Consider the following 17,225-nt stretch of genomic DNA (forward strand, 5'->3'; position numbering starts at 1 on the left):
CCCCTTTTTTGTGCGCCCTGATCCGGCGGGGCCGGATTCCCTGTCGCGGCCGCAGGCAGGTCAGCGTATGCTTATGCCACACCCGAAAGGCTGGCCCTATGTCCCGCAAAGACCCTCGCCGCGCGCTTCCCATCCGCCTGTCCGCCCCGGTGCTGCGCCATGTCCGGCAGCGGCAGGCGCGCAGCCGCGGCCGCCGCCTGATGGACACGGTGCGCGTGATGCTGACAGCCGCGCTGAACGGCGATGGGCTGCCGCCGCCACCGCGCTGCCCCGCACCGCCGGACGCGCCGGTGCGGCTGCTGCAACTGCCCCGTCCGCAGCGCACCCGACTGGCCGACCTGTCGCGCCGCACCGGGCTTGATCCGTCGCAACTGGTCTGCGCGCTTCTGGCGCCGCCGGACGCGGCTGCGACGCTCCCCTCAAACCACTCTGACCCCGGGTCCTGACCATGCGCCCCATGTTGACCATCCTCGTGATTCTCTTCCTGTCCGCTGCGCTTCCCGCGACCGCGCAGTCCGGTGATGACGGCGCGACGCTCCGGGTGGGCGGCGACAGCTATGCCGGCGGGCGCAATGTCATGGCCACCGACCCGGTGCCCGGCGATCTGTTTGCCGCGGGCGAGCGCGTCAGCCTGCGCGCGCCGGTGGCAGGCTCGGCGCACATGGCCGGCCGGATCGTGGACCTGGGCGGGCAGGTGGACGGCAACGCCTATGCCGCAGGCTATGCTGTAACTGTCACCGCATCGATCGGTGGTTCGGCCAGCCTTGCCGGGGCGGACCTGTCGGTGGCGGCACCGGTCGGCGGCAACCTCCGCGCCACCGGGTCCGAAATCGGGATCACGGCCGATATCGCCGGAAGTGCGCTGCTTGCGGCGGGCACACTGATGCTCGACGCGTCGATCGGCGGCGATCTGGTCGCGGCGGTGGAGGATCTGCGCTTCGGGCCGGAGGCGCGGGTGGCCGGCGCAGTGACGCTCTATTCCGACGATCCAGACGGCGTTAGCGTTCCAGCGTCGGTGGCAGACCCTGCCCGTGTGAGCATCCGCGAGCTGGAGGAGGCGGCGGAGCGCACGGACCTCCCCGCCGCAATGCAAGAGGTCGGACGGCGTAGCCTAGTCGCTGCGATCGGTGGTTTCGCGGTTGGCGTGCTGGTGGTGGCCACCTGCGCCGCCGCCGCCGTGGCTATCGCACCGCAGCGGGTGGCGGCGATCCGGGCGCGAGCGCTGGCGCATCCCTTCGGCTGCATGCTGGCCGGGTTCGTCGCCATGTCGGCGCTGGTTGGGGCAGTCGTGGTGCTGGCCGTCACGGTGATCGGGCTGCTGCTGGTCCCGGTGGCCCTTGCGCTTCTGGCGGCGATGATCTTCGCGGGCTATGTCGCAGGCAGCTATATTCTGGGCGTCGGCCTGTGGCGCGCCACCGGACGGCCGATTCCCGAGGCGACGCTGCACAAGGCAGGCCTTGCGGTGCTGGGCGCGGCCGTCGCCGGGCTGGTGGCGCTGCTCCCCGTGCTGGGCTGGCTCGCGTGGGTGGTGCTGGTGTTCCTCGGCCTTGGCGCGGTCAGCGCCCCGGTCTTCGCACGCGCGACCGCGCTTGCCCCGCGCGATTAGCCGCGCCAGAAGTCAGCGCCCCGAGTCGCAGTTACGGTTGAACCGCGCGTGCGCTTGGCCTTGAATACGAATGTCTGGTGAAAGGCCCATGTTGAAGATCCGATTGCTCAGCGACGCCGATGAAACCGATCTTTCGGTGCTTCTCGTTTCGACCTTCGGTCAGGCGAACGAGTTGATGCTGGTGCGTGCCCTGCGGCAGGCGCAACGCACCGCGCTCGAACTTGTGGCGGTCGGCGAGGACGGGCTGGTGGGCTATATCTGCCTGTCCCGGCTCGATGCGCCGGAAGGCTGGCTCGCGCTCGCCCCGGTCTGCGTGCGCAACGAAGACCAGCGCAAGGGAATCGGCAGCCAGCTTGTGACCTACGCGCTCGATCAGGCCCGGCAGCGCCATTTCGCGGCGGTGGTCGTCGTCGGCGACAAGAACTTCTATTCGCGACACGGCTTCGTGTTTCAAGGCCCGGCACAACTGACATCGCCCTATCCAAGCGAATTCACCGGGCTGTTTCCGATCCGGCCCGACACCGCGAAGGCACAGCTGACGCTGGTCTATCCGGAACCGTTCGACACCGTATGACCCGCCCTCCCGTGTCCGCGCCGGGACTGGCCCTTGCCTGCGGGGTCACGATGCTGGCCTTCGCCGCGAATTCCGTGCTGAACCGCATGGCACTTATCACCTGGGATACCGGCCCTGCCAGCTTCGCCGCGCTGCGCCTTGCCTCGGGCGCGGTGGTGCTCGGGCTTTTGGTGCTGCGGGCGCGGGGCGGCCGTGCGCGGCTGGCGGGCAGTCTGCGCTGGCGCAACGCCGCCGCGCTAGCAGTCTACGTGCTGGGGTTTTCCTTCGCCTATGTCTCGCTCGATGCCGGGCTCGGCGCGCTGATCCTGTTCGGCGGGGTGCAGATCACCATGTTCGCCGGCGGGCTGTGGATGGAAGAAGCGGTACCGCCGCGCCACTGGATCGGCGCCGCGCTGGCCTTCGCGGGGCTGGCCTGGCTGCTCTGGCCCGCGGGCGGCGCCGCGCCTTCACCGGCAGGGGCCGCGCTCATGGCCTTCGCGGCGGTGGGCTGGGGACTTTTCTCGCTGATGGGCCGGGGCGGGACCGACCCGCTAGCGGTGACCGCAGGCAGCTTCGTCCTGGCGCTGCCAGCAGGGCTCGCGGTGCTGGCGCTGACCGGGCTGGACGGGATCACGCCGCCCGGCGCGCTGCTGGCAGTGCTGTCAGGCGGGGTGACGTCAGGTCTGGGCTACGCGCTGTGGTACAGGCTGCTGCCTTCGCTACCGTCAAGCGCTGCAGCGGTGCTGCAACTGACGGTACCTATCATCGCCATGGCGGGCGGAATGCTGTTCCTCGGCGAGGTGCTGACGCTGCGCTTCGCCATTGCCGCTGCGCTGGTGCTGGGCGGGGTGGGCATCGCCGTCATCTCGCCATCCGTTCGAACGCGCCGGGGCTGAGCAGGGGCGGCGTACCGAAGGCCAGATCCGGCAGGCAGTCGGGCTTGAAGCGCACCTCGCGCAGCGCGGCCGGCGAGAAGAACCGCCGCTCGGTCACAATCCCTTCGGGATCGCGCCATTTCGGATCGAGCACGCCGCCGGTGATCCGGGCCAGCAGGAACAGCTCCACCTGGTGGAACCCGCTCTCTGGGTCGTGGAACTGCGCGACATGGCACAGCGGGCCGGGCGCTATGGCAAGGCCGGTTTCCTCGGCCACCTCGCGGCGCAGGTTGTCGGCCAGAGATGCGCCGGGCTCCACCCCGCCGCCCGGTGCGCACCACAGGTCGCTGCGCCCGTCCGGATAGGCGTTGACCAGCAGAAGCTGCCCTTCGTGCAGAAGGACGGCGCGCACGGCAAGGCGGGGTCGGGTCGGTCGCATGGGCCATCTATGAAGGTGCGACAAGGCTTGCGCAACCAGCGCCGAGCGGGCACATCGCGGTCATGACTCCCGGCCTTGATCTTGATTTCCACGGCGCCGCCGTACTGCGCCCGGACGGGCTGGACCACGCGCCGCTTTGCGTCGCGGACGGCCGCATCGTGGAAGGCGCCTCGGGCGGCCGCCGCGTGGACCTGACCGGATGGACGATCTGCCCCGGTATCGTGGACATCCACGGCGACGGCTTCGAGAGGCACGTGGCCGTGCGGCGCGGCGCGCTGCCTGCGATGGACGAGGGCGTGCTGGCCACCGAAGCAGAGCTGGCCGCCAACGGAATCACCACCGCGCTTCTGGCGCAGTTCTTCAGCTGGGAAGGCGGGATGCGCGGACCGGACTTCGCCGCTCGCCTTGTCGCCGCATGGCAGGCGGCGTCGCCCCGCGTGGCCACCGACCTGCGACTCCAGTTACGGCTGGAAACCCACGTGATCGACGATTTCCCGCAGGCCGAGGCGCTGATCGAAGAGGGCGGAATCGGCCATGTGGTGTTCAACGATCATCTGCCGCATGACCGGCTGGCGGCCGGGCGCACGCCGCCGCGGCTGACCGGGCAGGCGCTGAAAAGCGGCCGCAGCCCGGAGGCGCATCTCGCGCTGCTGCGCGGCCTCGAGGCACGCAGCGCCGAGGTGCCGCAGGCCGTGACCGCGCTTGCGGCGCGACTTCTGAAACGCGGTGTGCGGATCGGCAGCCATGACGACCGCACCCCTGCGGACCGCGCGTGGTACCGGGCCATCGGGGCGCACCTGTCCGAATTTCCAGAAACGCTGGAGGTCGCAGGCGCGGCCCGCGCGGCAGGCGACGGGATCGTGATGGGTGCGCCCAACGTGGTGCGCGGCGCCAGCCATGCGGGCAAGGTCAGCGCGCGCGAGGTGGTGGCCGCCGGGCTGTGCGATGCGCTGGCCTCGGACTACCACTACCCCGCGCCGCGCCTCGCCGTCCGGGCCCTGACCGAAGCCGGGATCTGCGATGTCGTGCAGGCGTGGCGGCTGGTGTCGGAAGGACCGGCGCGGCTGATGGGGCTGACCGACCGGGGCCGGATCGCCGAAGGGCTACGGGCCGATCTGGTGATCCTCAAGGCGGACACGGGCCGGATCGGCGGCACTATGGCAGGCGGGCGGTTCACCTACCTCGCCACACCGCTGGCCGAACGCCTGATAGCCTAGCGCAGCGGCGTGACCCGGTTTACATGGCCCATCTTGCGGCCGTCCCGCGCCTCGGCCTTGCCGTAAAGATGCACCGCACTGCCCGGCGTTGCGGCAAGATCGGGCCATTGGTTCGCGTCATGGCCGATCAGGTTCTCCATCACCGCGTCGGCATGGCGCGTTCCGTCGCCTAGCGGCCAGCCCGCCACAGCGCGGACATGTTGTTCGAACTGGTCGACGACGCAGGCATTCTGCGTCCAGTGCCCGGAATTGTGCACCCGCGGCGCGATCTCATTCACCACCAGCCCGGCGCGGGTCACGAACAGTTCCACTCCGATGACGCCGACATAATCAAGCGCGTTCAGTATGCGCGCCGCCAGCAGAACCGCGTCGGTGCGCTGTGCGGTGGACAACCGCGCGGGAACGGTGGTCGTGCGCAGGATGCCGTCCTCATGCAGGTTCTCGCCGGGGTCGAAACATGCGACCTGCCCGCCAAGGCCGCGCGCGCCGATCACGGACACCTCGTGTGAAAAATCGACGAAGCCCTCGAGGATCGCGGGGGCGCCCTTGAGGCTTTCGAGCGCCGCGCCAGCGTCGTCGCCGGGCATGATGCGCGCCTGTCCCTTGCCGTCATACCCGAAGCGCCGGGTCTTCAGGATCGCAGGCGCACCGATCTCCTTCAGCGCGGCGGCCAGATCGTCCTGCCCGGTCACATCGCGGAAAGGTGCGGTCGCCAGCCCCAGATCATTGAGGAAGCGCTTTTCCGTCAGCCGGTCCTGTGACACGGCCAGCGCCCTCCGACCGGGCCGGATCGGACGGTGCCCCTCCAGCCGGTCAAGCGCCGCTGTCGGGATGTTCTCGAATTCGTAGGTGACCACGTCGACGGCCTGCGCGAAGCGGTCCAGCGCCTCCACATCGTCCCACGCCGCGATTGTGGCAGCAGCGCAAACCTGCTGCGCGGGTCCGTCCGGCGCGGGGTCATAGACATGCGCGCGCAGACCAAGCCGCGCGGCGGCCAGCGCAAGCATCCGGCCCAGCTGCCCGCCGCCCAGAATGCCGATGGTCGATCCGGGGGGCAGGGCGTCAGTCATCTTCCGGCACCTCGGGAATGGACGCGGCAAGATCGGCGCGCCACGCATCGAGCCGTTCGGCCAGCGCCGGGTCCTGTGTCGCAAGTATTCCCGCCGCCATCAGCCCGGCGTTGACCGCACCCGCCACGCCGATCGCCATGGTGGCAACCGGGAAGCCGCGTGGCATCTGCACGATGGAATAGAGCGAGTCGACACCCCCGAGGGCCTTGGTCTGGATCGGGACGCCCACCACCGGCACGCGCGTCTTGGAGGCCATCATGCCGGGCAGGTGCGCCGCACCACCCGCGCCCGCGACGATCACCTTCAGTCCGCGCGCCACCGCGCCGCGGCCATAATCCCACAGCCGGTCCGGCGTGCGGTGCGCCGATACGATCCGCGTCTCGTAGGGCACGCCAAGCGTGTCCAGGATGTCGGCGGCATGCCGCATGGTCGGCCAGTCCGACTGGCTGCCCATGATGATCCCTACAACTGCCTGCGTCATTGCGCTCCTGCCTCTTCCGGTCCAGGGCTGCATCTATACAGGGTCGGTCCACGGCTGCAATCGCGTCGGGGCATCGTGTCCGGCGGCGTCCGCTTCGGGGGGAGCGGATCAGGCGATGATGTCGGGCAGCAACTGGTCCTCGATCGCGCTGATGCGGTCCTTCAGTTGCAGTTTCTGCTTCTTCAGGCGGCGCAGGGTCAGGTGATCGCCGCGCGCCGATTCCTCTAGCGCGTGGATGGCGTCATCCAGATCGCGATGCTCGCGGCGCAGCACTTCCAGCTTCACCCGCAGCACGTCGTTATGCGTCATCTGTCCGAAAGCGTTCATGCACGCGCCTCGTCGCCCTGCCCAGAGTTCAAACGCTATCCAAAAAAGCCGCGCCTGAAAAGCCTTGTCGCGCGGGCCGTTCTTGCAACACCGTCGCGAGGTGCCCATATCTACGCCAAGCCGCCGAAGGTTCGGGGCCGATGCACTGTCGCTTTCTCAAGGACGTGTCGATGACAAAACTCACTTTGGGGACGCACCCCTTCCTGCTCGGGTTCGAGCAACTGGAACGGCTGGTCGAACATACGGCCAAGACCGGAAATGACGGCTATCCTCCCTACAACATCGAACAGACCTCGGAACGGTCCTATCGGATAACGCTGGCCGTGGCCGGTTTCGCCGAGGACGACCTGTCGATCACCGTTGAGAACCGTCAACTTGTGATCCGTGGCCGACAGCGCGACGATGGCAGCGAGCGAACGTTCTTGCACCGCGGCATCGCGGCCCGCCAGTTTCAGCGCAGTTTCGTGCTGGCTGACGCGGTCGAAGTGCAGGGCGCATCGATGGAAAACGGCCTGTTGCACATCGACCTGCACCGCGCCGCACCCGACACAGTGCTTCAGCGGATCGAGATCAGCAAAGGAGTTTCGTGATGGATACCCCTCAGGATTTTGTCGGCGACGACACGCAGGACCGCATCGTATACGTCCGCCCGGTTGACGTGGCCGATCTGCCGGAACAGGTTCGCGCCCAGATCGATGGCGTGCGCGACATCTATGCCGTCCACGCCGCCAACGGCGATCGGCTGGCGTTGGTGAACGGCCGGAAGCTGGCCTTCGTGCTGGCGCGCCAGAACGACATGAAACCTGTACACGTGCACTGACAGCGGCGCTGCGCCTAGCGGCGCGGCGCTTCCGGCGTTTCTGTAGCGGGCATCGTCCCGACCGGAAGGACCGCGTCCAGCGGCAGCGTCGGCTCAAGGTAATCCCCAAGAAAATCCCGTGCAGGATCTGCGCGCGGGACCAGCGCGTCAGGGCCCGCAGCCGCACCATCATGCGCCGGGGCGATCTGATCAACCGAGGCGCAGTCGACTTTGCAGGCGGCCTCATCCGGCAATAGCGACGCGCCGGAAACGCCGCCGGGCCCGGGCGACAGCACGGCGGCACCGGAAACGATCATAGCCCGGAACAAGGCAGCGAGTTCGCGGCGCAAAGTGCGTAAGGGCCCGGTCATGACGCAGCGGTACATCCCGCTGCGCGCGGAAGTCAAATCAAGACCCGGCCGACACGGCTCGGGGACGCTGCATCAGGCGTTCTCGCCGGCGAGGAAGCGTTCCGCCTCCAGCGCTGCCATGCAGCCCATCCCGGCACTGGTGACGGCCTGCCGATAGACGTGGTCGGTCAGGTCGCCTGCGGCAAACACCCCCGGGATCGACGTGGCCGTGCTGTCGGGCTTGGTCACCACATACCCGCCGGAATGGGTTTCCAGCTTGTCAGCCACCAATTCCGACGCGGGCGCGTGCCCGATGGCGATGAATACGCCTTTGCAAGGCACCTCGGTGATCGCACCGCTGGTCACGTGGCGCGCGCGCACCGCTTCGACGCCAAGCGGTTCGTCAGTGCCGGTGATCTCGTCCACCGCATGGTCCCACAGCACCTCCACCTTGGGATGCTTGAACAATCGGTCCTGCAGAATTTTCTCGGCCCGCAGCGAATCGCGCCGATGGATGAGCGTCACCTTCTCGGCGAAATTGGTCAGGAAAAGCGCCTCCTCGACCGCGGTGTTGCCGCCTCCGACCACCACGACCGATTGCCCGCGGTAGAAGAACCCGTCGCAGGTCGCACAGGCCGAGACGCCGAATCCCTGGAACTTCTCCTCGGACGGCAGGCCCAGCCATTTCGCCTGCGCGCCGGTCGCAAGGATCAGCGCATCGGCGGTGTAGGTCGTGCCGCTGTCGCCTTGCGCCGTGAACGGGCGGCGCGACAGGTCCACCGACGTGATGATGTCGCCGATGATCTCGGTGCCGACATCGCGCGCATGGGCTTCCATGCGGACCATCAGGTCGGGCCCCATGACGCTGGCGTCGCCGGGCCAGTTCTCGACGTCGGTGGTGATGGTCAGCTGCCCGCCCGGCTGGATGCCCTGCACCAGCACCGGGTTCAGCATCGCCCGCGAGGCATAGACGGCCGCAGTATAGCCGGCGGGCCCGGACCCGATGATGAGGACGCGCGTGTGTTTGGTCTCGGCCATCTGTCTTTCCCTTCGCTTGCGACTGCGTGCATATAGGCAGTTCGCGGCGGAGGGAAAAGGCGGAAACCGGAAGCGCCCCGTGCCGCCCGTCGCGATGAATTTTCGAAAAGGCCAACGTTGCCGTAGCGAAAGAATATTGCGCCTTTCAGCGGGATTGACTACGGTCGCCGCAATAAGGAGAGGCACAGAATGGCTGTCACGAAGCTTGACCCGATCGACCGCAAGATACTTGCCGAGCTTCAGGCCGATGGCCGGATGACGAATGTGGAACTGGCCAAGAGGGTCGGGATTTCGGCGCCGCCCTGCCTGCGCCGCATGCGCACGCTTGAAGAGGCCGGTTTCATCCGCGGCTACCACGCGCAGGTGGACAGCCGCGAACTGGGCTTCGAGGTGCAGGTCTTCGCCATGGTCGGTCTTCGCAGCCAGGCCGAATCCGACTTGTCCGCCTTCGAGGCGCGTTGCAACGAATGGCCGCTGGTCCGCGAATGCCACATGCTGAACGGCGAAGTGGATTTCGTGCTGAAATGCGTCGCCCCCGACCTGAGCAGCTTCCAGAGCTTCCTGACGGGCGAACTGACAGCGGCCGACAACGTCGCAAGCGTGAAGACGTCGCTGGTGATCCGCACGGCAAAGGACGAGGCCGGGGTGCCGTTCGAAGTGCTGGAAAGCCGCCTTAGCCGAAGCGCGTGATCCCGGCGTGGACGCCGGAGGCGAACCGGCGAAAGAAGCGTTCGGATCAAGAACCCGTAAATGAAATGGGGCCATCCGACGGCGGTCGGAAAGCCCCGAAATCATGCCGGTAAGTTCACAAACCGTAGCGCAGTCACAGGCCTAACTCGGCAACCACTCATTAACACACACACTCTCCTACATACTTCGGACCGTGTGTTTCCCGTGCTTCCGTAGGTAGCGAATTGATGTGACAACTGTAAGACGTTTTTTCTGCATCGCAGCGTCGTCGGCGGACTTTCGCCCGTCAAAGCCTAATTGTTGACACCAATCTGCCGTAGTCTGCCTGTTTTTCGTGCACGCTGCGTCGGAAAGAGTAAAACATCGCCGGATTCGCGTAGGTGCAATGGCGAAGCCACTCCGCCGTACCGATCCCCGCCTCTCGCATCCGCCACAAGGCGAAACCGGGCAGATCGAAATGCATCCGGTCGTCCGCCCCGCCTGCGAAGAACCGCGACAGCGCCGGATCCTCGTCCATGAACTGCTCGAAAAACTCCGGCCCGACCTCGTAGGAGGCCTGCGATATCGTGGGCCCGATCACCGCCACGGTCGCGGCGCGATCGGCGCCAAGCGCCTCCATCGCGTCCAGCGTCGCCTCCAGCACACCGCCAAGCGCGCCCTTCCAACCGGCGTGGGCGGCGCCGATGACCCCGGCAGCATGGTCGGCGAACAGCACCGGCGCACAATCGGCGGTCAGGACAGCAAGCACGAGCCCGGGCCGGTCGGTCACGATGGCATCTGCCTGCGGCGGCGCGCCGGGTTTCTCGGCGCTGGCCGTTACCGCAACGGCGGAATGCACCTGGTGCAGGCCGCGCAGATCGCCCAGCCCTGCGTCCATCGCCTGCGCGACGCGGGTACGGTTGATGGTGACCACCTCGGACTGATCCGACGATCCGCGTCCGCAGTTCAGACCCTCGAACACCCCGGACGATGCTCCGCCGCGCCGGGTGAAGAACCCGTGGCGCAAGGGGGCCAGCGCGTCGGCGGTGATGATCTCCAGCGTCATGGCGTCAATCCCGGGAACGGCGGCGCGGCCTTCGGCGTGAAAGCCATGCACTTGAAGAGTGATCCCATTTCGCCCGGGTGGGTCAAGCGGCGATGTGCGGCGACATGCGCCTCGCGCGCCGCGCCGTCCATCCGCGCCGCCAGTGACGTCGCGCGCGCAGTGATCCCCAGCCGTTCAAGGAACACGCCCTGCGGCACCATCGGGCTGACGGCCACACCCTGCGCCGCCGCCGCGTCCGCCAGTGCCTCGAAATCCACATGGGCGGTCAGGTCGGCGCAGCCTGGCCGCGCGAACGGATCGACCATCCGGTGCGCCTCCAGCGCCTGGAACGTATCGCCCGACGACCGCCAGTCGCCGTAGTCGACGATCAGTGCCGCGCCACCATGCGCCGCGATGCGCCCGGCAAGCCCGGCCGCGATGGCGGCGGCGGCGGGACGGGTCTCCACCACCTCGCCGTCGGCGGTATCGGCCAGCCGGTGCGCCAGCGCCGCCAACGGTGCGGCCGGCGTCAGGCCCGCGGCCAGTCCCGCCTCGCCCACCGTGACCTGCCGTTCCGCCCATCCCCGCCCGCTGCGCTGGAACTGGCGGATCGGCAGCGCATCGAAGAATTCGTTCGCCACCAGCAGGAGCGGCAGGTCCGGCAGCGTGTCCGCGCTGTCATGCCAGGTCGGCGCCGCGTCCGGCAGCGCCGCAGCCTGCCGCCGGCGCAGCACAGGAGAGGCCTCCACCAGGTGCACCTGCACCGCCTCGGGAAGGCCGGGCACGGCCCGCGCGGCGCGCAGGATGTCGGCCATCAGCGTGCCGCGTCCCGGCCCAAGCTCGGCCAACGCAACCGGCGCGGGCGCACCCTGGTCCAGCCAGGCCTGCCCCAGCGCGAGCCCGACCAGTTCGCCGAACATCTGGCTGATCTCGGGCGCCGTGGTGAAATCACCCTCTGCACCCAACGGATCGCGCCCCGTGTAATAGCCGTGCTCCGGATGCAGCAGGCATTCGGCCATGTAATCGGCCAGGGTGATCGGCCCACCGACCGCGATCCGCCGACGCAACAGCGCATCGAGCGGGGTCATGCCGTCCCGCGCCGCCACGCGAGGCTCAGCACCAGCAGCCCCGCCGCCACCATCGGCAACGACAGAAGCTGCCCCATCGTCAGACCCGCCTCGCCAAGCCGAAGCACATGACCCCACGGGTTGTCCGGCGTGATGAATTGGGCGTCGGCCTGCCGGAAATGCTCGACCACGACGCGGGCCAGCCCGTACCCGGTCAGAAACACGCCCGTAACCTGCCCCGGCACCTTCAGCGCGCCCCGCGCGAAGACCAGCCACAGAAGCACCGTGCCCAGCACCAGCCCCTCCAGCCCAGCCTCGTAAAGCTGCGAGGGATGGCGCGCGCAGGGCACGGGCCAGCCCGGACCGCAGGCCTGCGCAGCCTCGCCGGGAAAGATCACGCCCCAGGGCAGCGTCGTCGGGCGGCCCCAAAGCTCCGCGTTGATGAAATTGGCAATCCGGCCCAGCAGCAGCCCCGGCGGCGTGGCCAGCGCCATCGCGTCGGCCACCTGTGCCGCTGGCAGACGGTGCACACGGCAGAACAGCGCCCCCGCCACGATCACCCCGGCAAGCCCACCGTGAAACGCCATGCCCCCCTGCCAGACCTTCACGATATCCTGCGGGTTGGCCAGGTAATACCCCGGCTGATAAAGGAAAACGAACCCCAGCCGTCCACCGATCACCACGCCCAGAACCACCCATGTCAGCAGCGACTCGGCCTGTTCGCGGGTCATCGGCGCGGCACCGCCGGGCCACAGCGCAGGACGGGCCAGCGCCCGCCGCACCAGCCACAGCCCGATCAGCAGCCCGGCGATATAGGCCAGCGCGTACCAGCGCAGCGCCAGCGTCAGGCCACCGATCTCGAACGCGACAAGCGTCGGGCCGATATCCGGAAAGGGGATCGCGAGGTTCATGGCGGCAGATGGCAAGCGGTGCGGCGGGAAGTCAACCTTGAGGTTTGCCCCCTGCCGCGCCATATGTCCCTCAGCCAAGGATGGAGCCAGACATGCAGTCCCAGAACAAGATCCTCGACGACCTGTCGCAACTGATGACCAACGCGATGGGCGTGGCCCAGGGCGCGCGCGAAGAGGCGGAAACGGCGCTCAAGGGCATGCTCGACCGCTGGCTCGCCGACCGCGACTTCGTCACCCGCGAGGAATTCGACGCCGTTCGCGCGATGGCCCAGAAGGCCCGCGAAGAGAACGAGGCGCTGAAGGCCCGGCTCGACGCGCTTGAGCGCGGCACTGCCGACTGACGCCGCCCGCACGCGCCTGTCGCCCGTCATGGTCGCTCGTCCCCGCCATTGGGCGGGGGGTCGGCCCCCACGGCTCAGCCGAATATCACGGCGTGCATCACCCGCCCGGGCAGCAGCGTGAACGCTCCCGTCAACACCAGCGCCAGCGCGTAGAGCAGGATCATCCCGCGCTGGTGTCCCGCAATGTCGCCGCGCCGTGCGCGCCGCACGGCATCGACCAACGCGACAAGTGTGACCACCGACAGGATGTGGATCGGGCTGAACGGGCCGACCAACCGGATCGTGTGGATGAACAGCCCCGACGTGGCCACCACCGCCATCGCGCCGACCCAGGCACGGCCCAACCACCGATGCGGCGCCGTGCCCTTCGGCAGCAGCATCTGGACGGTCCCCCCTATGAACGCCGCAAGCGCCAGCAGCGCATGGGCGGGGATGGGCGGCGGGGCTGTGAGCAACGGAGAAAGAGTCATGCCCACCGGCTAGCACACCGGCCCGTTCCGGGCAAAGCGGCTGGACAGCGCCGCCGCCCTGCTGCCATCGTCCCGAGGAACGATCGTGAAAGCGCCGCCACCATGCCTCCCTCCGTCCGGACCTACCGCTGGCTCGTCCTGCTTCTCGCCGCCGCGTTCTTCGTCGATCGCGCCCTGACCGAGGATTTCACCGACCTTTCGGATTTCGGGTGGCAGTTCCGCTACCTGACGATCTGGGCGCTGACCGGCAGCCTTGTCGCCGCCGCGCTGATGCTCACCCCGCGCTTCGGGGCGCCGGATGCGCGCGGCGCGGTGTTCGTGTCGGTCGTTGCGGTGTTGAACATGATCGTCGTCGTGTCCTACTGGCGGCTCTATTTCGACGATCCCGCGCTCGTGAATGGCGAGAACGCCATCGTGCCGCTGCGCGAATACTACCTGCACCTCGCCGGGCCGCTGCTGCAGTGGATCGACGTGCTGTCGATCAAGCGTGGCTTCCGGCGCATGGGCGCTGTGGCGCTCTGGCTCGGGGTGCTGGTTCTGGCCTATCTCGGCTGGGCGGAACTGATCGTCGCGCCGCTCAATGACGGGCCGGTGGGCACGGTCACGGCAGGGCTGCCCTACCCTTTCCTCAACGACATGGGGCTCGGCGCACGGCTGGGCTTCTATGGCGCGACATGGGCCTCCGGACTGGTGTTCATCGCTTTGCTGCGCGCGGCGCAGGCCGGGGTGGACCGGCTGGCACCGCGCGGCGGGCGGACGGCCTGACCGGGCTGCGGGGCGGTTCAGTCCGCGCCGCCCTCCTCTTCCGCCAGAAGCGCGGCCAGTCCGGTCCGGTAGTCGGGGTATTTCAGCTGGACATCCAAGTCGCGCAGCATCCGGTCGTTGCGGACCTTCTTGCTCTCGGCATAAAAGCTGCGCGCCATCGGCGTCATCTCGGCGGTGTCGAAATCCTCGCGCGGCGGCTCGGGCAGGCCCAGCAGCGCGGCAGCATGGGCCAGCACGTCCTGCGGCGGGGCCGGGTCATTGTCGCAGACGTTGTAGACCGCCCCGGGATTGGGCCGCGCGATCGACGCCGCGAGAACCTGTGCGATGTCCTCCACGTGGATGCGGCTGAAGACCTGCCCCGGCTTGATGATCTGCCGCGCCGTGCCCGCGCGCACCTTGGCGAAAGGGCCGCGTCCCGGCCCATAGATTCCGGCCAGCCGGAAGATGTGCAGCGGCAGGCCGGTCGCGGCGGCCAGGTCGCGCCACTGCTGCTCGGCCAGGACCCGCAGGCGGCCGCGCCGGGTGGCCGGTGTCAGCGGCGTCGCCTCGTCAACCCAGCCGCCGCCGTGATCGCCGTAAACGCCCGTCGTGGAGAGATAGCCCGCCCAGGTCAGGGCCGGGGCGACCTCCTGCAGCAGGGGGGTCAGCGCGGCGATGGCCGGGTCGCCTTCCTCCGTCGGCCCGGCCGAGATCAGCAGATGCGTGGCGCGGCGCAGCGCAGGGGCCGGGTCATCGCCGGGCCGCAGCACCGCGATGCCCTCCCGCGCAAGCGTGCTCGCCTTCTCGGCACTGCGCGTGGTGCCGGTGACGATCCAGCCCTGCGGCAGCAGACGCCGCGCCAGCGCCTGCGCAGAATACCCGTGTCCGAAGGAAAAAAGATGCGGCGGCGTCATGGCGCGACCCTGCGCCAGCCCCGCGCCCGGTGCAACCCCGCCGCCCTTGCGGCGCACGCCCCGCCACGGCGCCCGAAGGCGGCCGTTCCGGTTCGTACTTCTTCGGGTTTGTCCTACTTTCCCGAACCGGCGCCCGCGCTCACACTTCTTGAAGACCGCGAAAAAGGAACTGAAGATGGGCGAAATCACCAATCCTGGAAAGTTCACCGCCCTCGGGCCGGCGATTGCGCAGGTCAAGGCGGACCACCCGGGGGATTACTCCAGTCCCCTCTGGGGCACCAAGAACACCGAGCACATGAAGAACCTCGGATTCGTCATCGGCTATGAAGACCGGACCAAGCGCCAGTGGTTCCGCATCGATTACGACCCCAGCCCGACCAAGGCGCTTCACATCAACTGGGAACAGGACACCAATGACCAGATGGGCCGCAAGACCCGCCTGAAGGAGTGCTATCTCGTGCGTCCCCACATCCTTCAGCCCGAGGACGAGATGTATACCTGGTGGCGGTCATTCACGCTGCACCATTGCACCGAACTGCCCCCCGAGATCAGCGAAGCGATGGGCGGCAAGACCGTCTGGCGCGGCGCGTTCTGGACCTGACGCACGCCCCCACGACTGCGCCGCACGTCGTCGCCGTCATTCCCGGTGATACGGGCTACCTGCCAGAATGCTCGCCGCGCGGTAAAGCTGTTCGGCCAGCATCACCCGCACCAGCATGTGCGGCCACACCATCGGCCCAAAGGACATCCATCTGTCGCAGCCGTGCCGGAAGGCCGGGTCGAAGCCGTCCGCCCCGCCGATGAAGATCGCCAGTTCCGACCGTCCGGCATCGCGCCATTCGGCCAGCAGGTCCGCGAATTCGGGTGAACTCATCATTCTGCCGCGTTCGTCCAGCGCCAGACGCACCGCGCCGCCTGGCGCCGCGCGTTCCAGCAGCCGCGCCTCCTCGGTCGCGCCGCCGCCCTTCTTCGCCTCGACCTCGCTCACGGCAAGCGGGCCAAGACCAAGCCCCCGCCCGGTACGGTCGAAACGCGTCCTGTAATCGTCGAAAAGAGCCGCCTCGGGCCCTCCCCGCAGGCGGCCCACCGCACAGATCGTCAGCTTCATGGGGACAGCGGAACCGGCGGCTCAGCGCCGCACGGCATCCGGCTGCTGCCACATCTTCTCAAGCTGGTAGAAATCGCGCACCTCGGGCCGGAACAGATGCACCACCGCGTCGCCGGCATCGATCAGCACCCAGTCGCCCTGCTCCTTGCCTTCGACCTTGCACGTAATGCCGAAGTCCTGCTTGAGCCGCTCCAGAAGTTTCTCCGCCATGGCACCGACCTGCCGGGACGAGCGCCCCGTCGCGATCACCATGAAATCCGCCATTTCCGTCCGGCCCCGCAGGTCGATGGAAACGACGTCCTCGGCTTTGTTATCTGAAAGGGAAGAAAGGATACGCGCAAGCGTGTCGTCGCTTTGCGCTTGGTCGGGCAGGCCGTGACCGGCTGCCGTGGGTGCGGCCCCGACCGAGACCGCCTGGGCTGAGTGAGACAGGACGATGTCCTCCGTTGTGGGATGCCCGCAACGCGGGCACGATGCGGTAAATATAGCACCGGGCCGGGCAATTCTCAATGCTTGGCGCACCCACGCCGCCCGTGCCGCCGGCGGAGCCCCGCTCAGCGCACCACGAAGGCGACCTCGTTGCGGCGGTTGAACGGCAGCGTGAACGGATCGTCGTAGAAGTAATAACGCGGGCTTCCCTCCAGCGTCAGGCCCCGCGCCTCGGCCCAGGCCTGCAACGCATCGGCCTTGGCGTTCAAACTGCGGTCTGACCAGAAGCCGGAGAACCGGATCACCGCCTGCGTCTGCGGCGCGGTGCGGGTCAGGCGGATGGCGCTATCAGCCGGAACCGGCAGGGTGCCCACGTCGTAATCCGACGGCATGGTGAAGCGAACGGTCCACACCGGGCCGGGGAGCGCCGTGCCGCCTGCCGCATCGCCCGCCGCCGGCACCGAGATCTGCGCCACCGGCGCCGTCATCGCTACCTTCTGCGCATCGGCATTGTCCCCGAAAATGTAGCCGGCCAGCGTACGGAAGCCGCGCCCGACGGCACCGCGCCGCGACCCTTCCACCTGCACCTCGGCAACGACATGGGGCGCATAGCGGCGCAACTCGATCGCGCCGTCCTGTTCGAGCACGTCATAGGCCGGGGTTTCATAGCCCTTGTACATGCGCGCCTCCGTGGCTGCCGCCACACCGGCGGCCAGCAGCAAGGCGGCCATGCCGAGATGGGTAGTGTGATTGACGATGCTCATGCGCGGTC

24 protein-coding genes are annotated in these 17,225 nt (G+C 68.3%); 11 read left to right on the plus strand and 13 right to left on the minus strand.

Going from position 1 to position 17,225, the window contains the following annotated elements; all coding sequences use genetic code 11:
• Positions 1 to 98 precede the first annotated feature (98 nt).
• The 4 genes from DKT77_RS14885 (at position 99) to DKT77_RS14900 (ending at position 3,055) form a co-directional block, all read left to right on the plus strand.
• Positions 99 to 446 carry a hypothetical protein gene (locus DKT77_RS14885; RefSeq protein ID WP_109812457.1) on the plus strand — a complete coding sequence of 116 codons (348 nt, stop codon included), beginning with the start codon at positions 99 to 101 and terminating at the stop codon, positions 444 to 446.
• 2 nt (positions 447 to 448) lie between these two features.
• Positions 449 to 1,606: a DUF8173 domain-containing protein gene (locus DKT77_RS14890; RefSeq protein WP_109812458.1), complete on the plus strand. Its 1,158-nt coding sequence runs from the start codon at positions 449 to 451 to the stop codon at positions 1,604 to 1,606.
• A gap of 88 nt (positions 1,607 to 1,694) precedes the next feature.
• Positions 1,695 to 2,180: a GNAT family N-acetyltransferase gene (locus DKT77_RS14895; RefSeq protein ID WP_238547924.1), complete on the plus strand. Its 486-nt coding sequence runs from the start codon at positions 1,695 to 1,697 to the stop codon at positions 2,178 to 2,180.
• Positions 2,177 to 3,055, plus strand: coding sequence for a DMT family transporter (locus DKT77_RS14900; RefSeq protein WP_109812460.1), 879 nt, complete (start codon positions 2,177 to 2,179; stop codon positions 3,053 to 3,055). Before DKT77_RS14895 ends, DKT77_RS14900 begins: the two co-directional genes overlap by 4 nt.
• Here DKT77_RS14900 and DKT77_RS14905 read toward each other — a convergent pair.
• Positions 3,021 to 3,473, minus strand: coding sequence for an NUDIX domain-containing protein (locus tag DKT77_RS14905; protein WP_109812461.1), 453 nt, complete (start codon positions 3,471 to 3,473; stop codon positions 3,021 to 3,023). The genes DKT77_RS14900 and DKT77_RS14905 overlap by 35 nt on opposite strands.
• Before the next feature lie 62 nt (positions 3,474 to 3,535).
• Here DKT77_RS14905 and DKT77_RS14910 point away from each other — a divergent pair, with 62 nt between their 5' ends.
• Positions 3,536 to 4,690 (plus strand): alpha-D-ribose 1-methylphosphonate 5-triphosphate diphosphatase, encoded by a 1,155-nt coding sequence (locus tag DKT77_RS14910; RefSeq protein ID WP_109812462.1) that lies wholly within the window; start codon positions 3,536 to 3,538, stop codon positions 4,688 to 4,690.
• On the opposite strand, the gene DKT77_RS14915 is transcribed toward DKT77_RS14910, so the two are convergent.
• The 3 genes from DKT77_RS14915 to DKT77_RS14925 form a co-directional block, all read right to left on the minus strand.
• Positions 4,687 to 5,760 (minus strand): 5-(carboxyamino)imidazole ribonucleotide synthase, encoded by a 1,074-nt coding sequence (locus tag DKT77_RS14915; protein ID WP_109812463.1) that lies wholly within the window; start codon positions 5,758 to 5,760, stop codon positions 4,687 to 4,689. The two genes, DKT77_RS14910 and DKT77_RS14915, sit on opposite strands and share 4 nt — an antisense overlap.
• Entirely contained in the window at positions 5,753 to 6,241 is a 489-nt protein-coding gene (purE, locus tag DKT77_RS14920) for a 5-(carboxyamino)imidazole ribonucleotide mutase (RefSeq protein ID WP_109812464.1), read from the minus strand. The genes DKT77_RS14915 and purE overlap by 8 nt, the downstream gene beginning before the upstream one ends.
• A 108-nt stretch (positions 6,242 to 6,349) precedes the next feature.
• Positions 6,350 to 6,568: a YdcH family protein gene (locus DKT77_RS14925; protein ID WP_109812465.1), complete on the minus strand. Its 219-nt coding sequence runs from the start codon at positions 6,566 to 6,568 to the stop codon at positions 6,350 to 6,352.
• Between the two features lie 170 nt (positions 6,569 to 6,738).
• Here DKT77_RS14925 and DKT77_RS14930 point away from each other — a divergent pair, with 170 nt between their 5' ends.
• On the plus strand, positions 6,739 to 7,158 hold the full coding sequence (locus DKT77_RS14930; RefSeq protein WP_109812466.1) for an Hsp20 family protein: 420 nt from the start codon (positions 6,739 to 6,741) through the stop codon (positions 7,156 to 7,158).
• Complete coding sequence (locus tag DKT77_RS14935) at positions 7,158 to 7,388, plus strand: DUF1150 family protein (protein ID WP_109812467.1); 231 nt, start codon at positions 7,158 to 7,160, stop codon at positions 7,386 to 7,388. The genes DKT77_RS14930 and DKT77_RS14935 overlap by 1 nt, the downstream gene beginning before the upstream one ends.
• 422 nt (positions 7,389 to 7,810) lie before the next feature.
• Here DKT77_RS14935 and trxB read toward each other — a convergent pair whose 3' ends face one another.
• Entirely contained in the window at positions 7,811 to 8,755 is a 945-nt protein-coding gene (gene trxB, locus DKT77_RS14945) for a thioredoxin-disulfide reductase (RefSeq protein ID WP_109812469.1), read from the minus strand.
• A gap of 189 nt (positions 8,756 to 8,944) precedes the next feature.
• On the opposite strand from trxB, the gene DKT77_RS14950 reads away from it, so the two are divergent.
• A complete protein-coding gene (locus DKT77_RS14950) occupies positions 8,945 to 9,445 on the plus strand; it encodes an Lrp/AsnC family transcriptional regulator (RefSeq protein ID WP_109812470.1) in 501 nt (166 codons plus the stop codon).
• A gap of 286 nt (positions 9,446 to 9,731) precedes the next feature.
• On the opposite strand, the gene pgeF is transcribed toward DKT77_RS14950, so the two are convergent.
• From pgeF to lgt, 3 genes are read right to left on the minus strand one after another with little or no spacing between them, the layout of a single operon-like run.
• Positions 9,732 to 10,490 carry a peptidoglycan editing factor PgeF gene (pgeF, locus tag DKT77_RS14955; protein ID WP_109812471.1) on the minus strand — a complete coding sequence of 253 codons (759 nt, stop codon included), beginning with the start codon at positions 10,488 to 10,490 and terminating at the stop codon, positions 9,732 to 9,734.
• Positions 10,487 to 11,557 (minus strand): class I SAM-dependent methyltransferase, encoded by a 1,071-nt coding sequence (locus tag DKT77_RS14960; RefSeq protein WP_109812516.1) that lies wholly within the window; start codon positions 11,555 to 11,557, stop codon positions 10,487 to 10,489. Before DKT77_RS14960 ends, pgeF begins: the two co-directional genes overlap by 4 nt.
• Entirely contained in the window at positions 11,554 to 12,447 is an 894-nt protein-coding gene (lgt, locus tag DKT77_RS14965) for a prolipoprotein diacylglyceryl transferase (protein ID WP_109812515.1), read from the minus strand. The genes DKT77_RS14960 and lgt overlap by 4 nt, the downstream gene beginning before the upstream one ends.
• Positions 12,448 to 12,539: 92 nt before the next feature.
• On the opposite strand from lgt, the gene DKT77_RS14970 reads away from it, so the two are divergent.
• Positions 12,540 to 12,788, plus strand: coding sequence for an accessory factor UbiK family protein (locus DKT77_RS14970; protein ID WP_109812472.1), 249 nt, complete (start codon positions 12,540 to 12,542; stop codon positions 12,786 to 12,788).
• A 74-nt stretch (positions 12,789 to 12,862) separates the two neighbouring features.
• On the opposite strand, the gene DKT77_RS14975 is transcribed toward DKT77_RS14970, so the two are convergent.
• Complete coding sequence (locus DKT77_RS14975) at positions 12,863 to 13,258, minus strand: DUF2306 domain-containing protein (RefSeq protein WP_109812473.1); 396 nt, start codon at positions 13,256 to 13,258, stop codon at positions 12,863 to 12,865.
• Positions 13,259 to 13,360: 102 nt separating this feature from the next.
• On the opposite strand from DKT77_RS14975, the gene DKT77_RS14980 reads away from it, so the two are divergent.
• A complete protein-coding gene (locus DKT77_RS14980) occupies positions 13,361 to 14,023 on the plus strand; it encodes an androgen-induced gene 1 family protein (protein WP_238547925.1) in 663 nt (220 codons plus the stop codon).
• A gap of 17 nt (positions 14,024 to 14,040) precedes the next feature.
• On the opposite strand, the gene DKT77_RS14985 is transcribed toward DKT77_RS14980, so the two are convergent.
• Positions 14,041 to 14,916, minus strand: a complete 876-nt coding sequence (locus tag DKT77_RS14985; protein ID WP_109812517.1) for an SDR family oxidoreductase — start codon at positions 14,914 to 14,916, stop codon at positions 14,041 to 14,043.
• A gap of 175 nt (positions 14,917 to 15,091) precedes the next feature.
• On the opposite strand from DKT77_RS14985, the gene DKT77_RS14990 reads away from it, so the two are divergent.
• Positions 15,092 to 15,517, plus strand: a complete 426-nt coding sequence (locus DKT77_RS14990; protein ID WP_109812475.1) for a hypothetical protein — start codon at positions 15,092 to 15,094, stop codon at positions 15,515 to 15,517.
• A 36-nt stretch (positions 15,518 to 15,553) separates the two neighbouring features.
• Here the strand turns inward: DKT77_RS14990 and rlmH are convergent, their stop codons facing one another.
• The 3 genes from rlmH to DKT77_RS15005 form a co-directional block, all read right to left on the minus strand.
• On the minus strand, positions 15,554 to 16,024 hold the full coding sequence (gene rlmH / locus DKT77_RS14995; RefSeq protein ID WP_109812476.1) for a 23S rRNA (pseudouridine(1915)-N(3))-methyltransferase RlmH: 471 nt from the start codon (positions 16,022 to 16,024) through the stop codon (positions 15,554 to 15,556).
• 21 nt (positions 16,025 to 16,045) lie between these two features.
• Positions 16,046 to 16,396 carry a ribosome silencing factor gene (rsfS, locus tag DKT77_RS15000; RefSeq protein WP_338016082.1) on the minus strand — a complete coding sequence of 117 codons (351 nt, stop codon included), beginning with the start codon at positions 16,394 to 16,396 and terminating at the stop codon, positions 16,046 to 16,048.
• A 182-nt stretch (positions 16,397 to 16,578) separates the two neighbouring features.
• Positions 16,579 to 17,217, minus strand: a complete 639-nt coding sequence (locus DKT77_RS15005; RefSeq protein ID WP_238547926.1) for an SOUL family heme-binding protein — start codon at positions 17,215 to 17,217, stop codon at positions 16,579 to 16,581.
• Between the last annotated feature and the right edge of the window lie 8 nt (positions 17,218 to 17,225).

This window comes from Meridianimarinicoccus roseus, assembly GCF_003172915.1.
Lineage (GTDB): Bacteria > Pseudomonadota > Alphaproteobacteria > Rhodobacterales > Rhodobacteraceae > Meridianimarinicoccus > Meridianimarinicoccus roseus.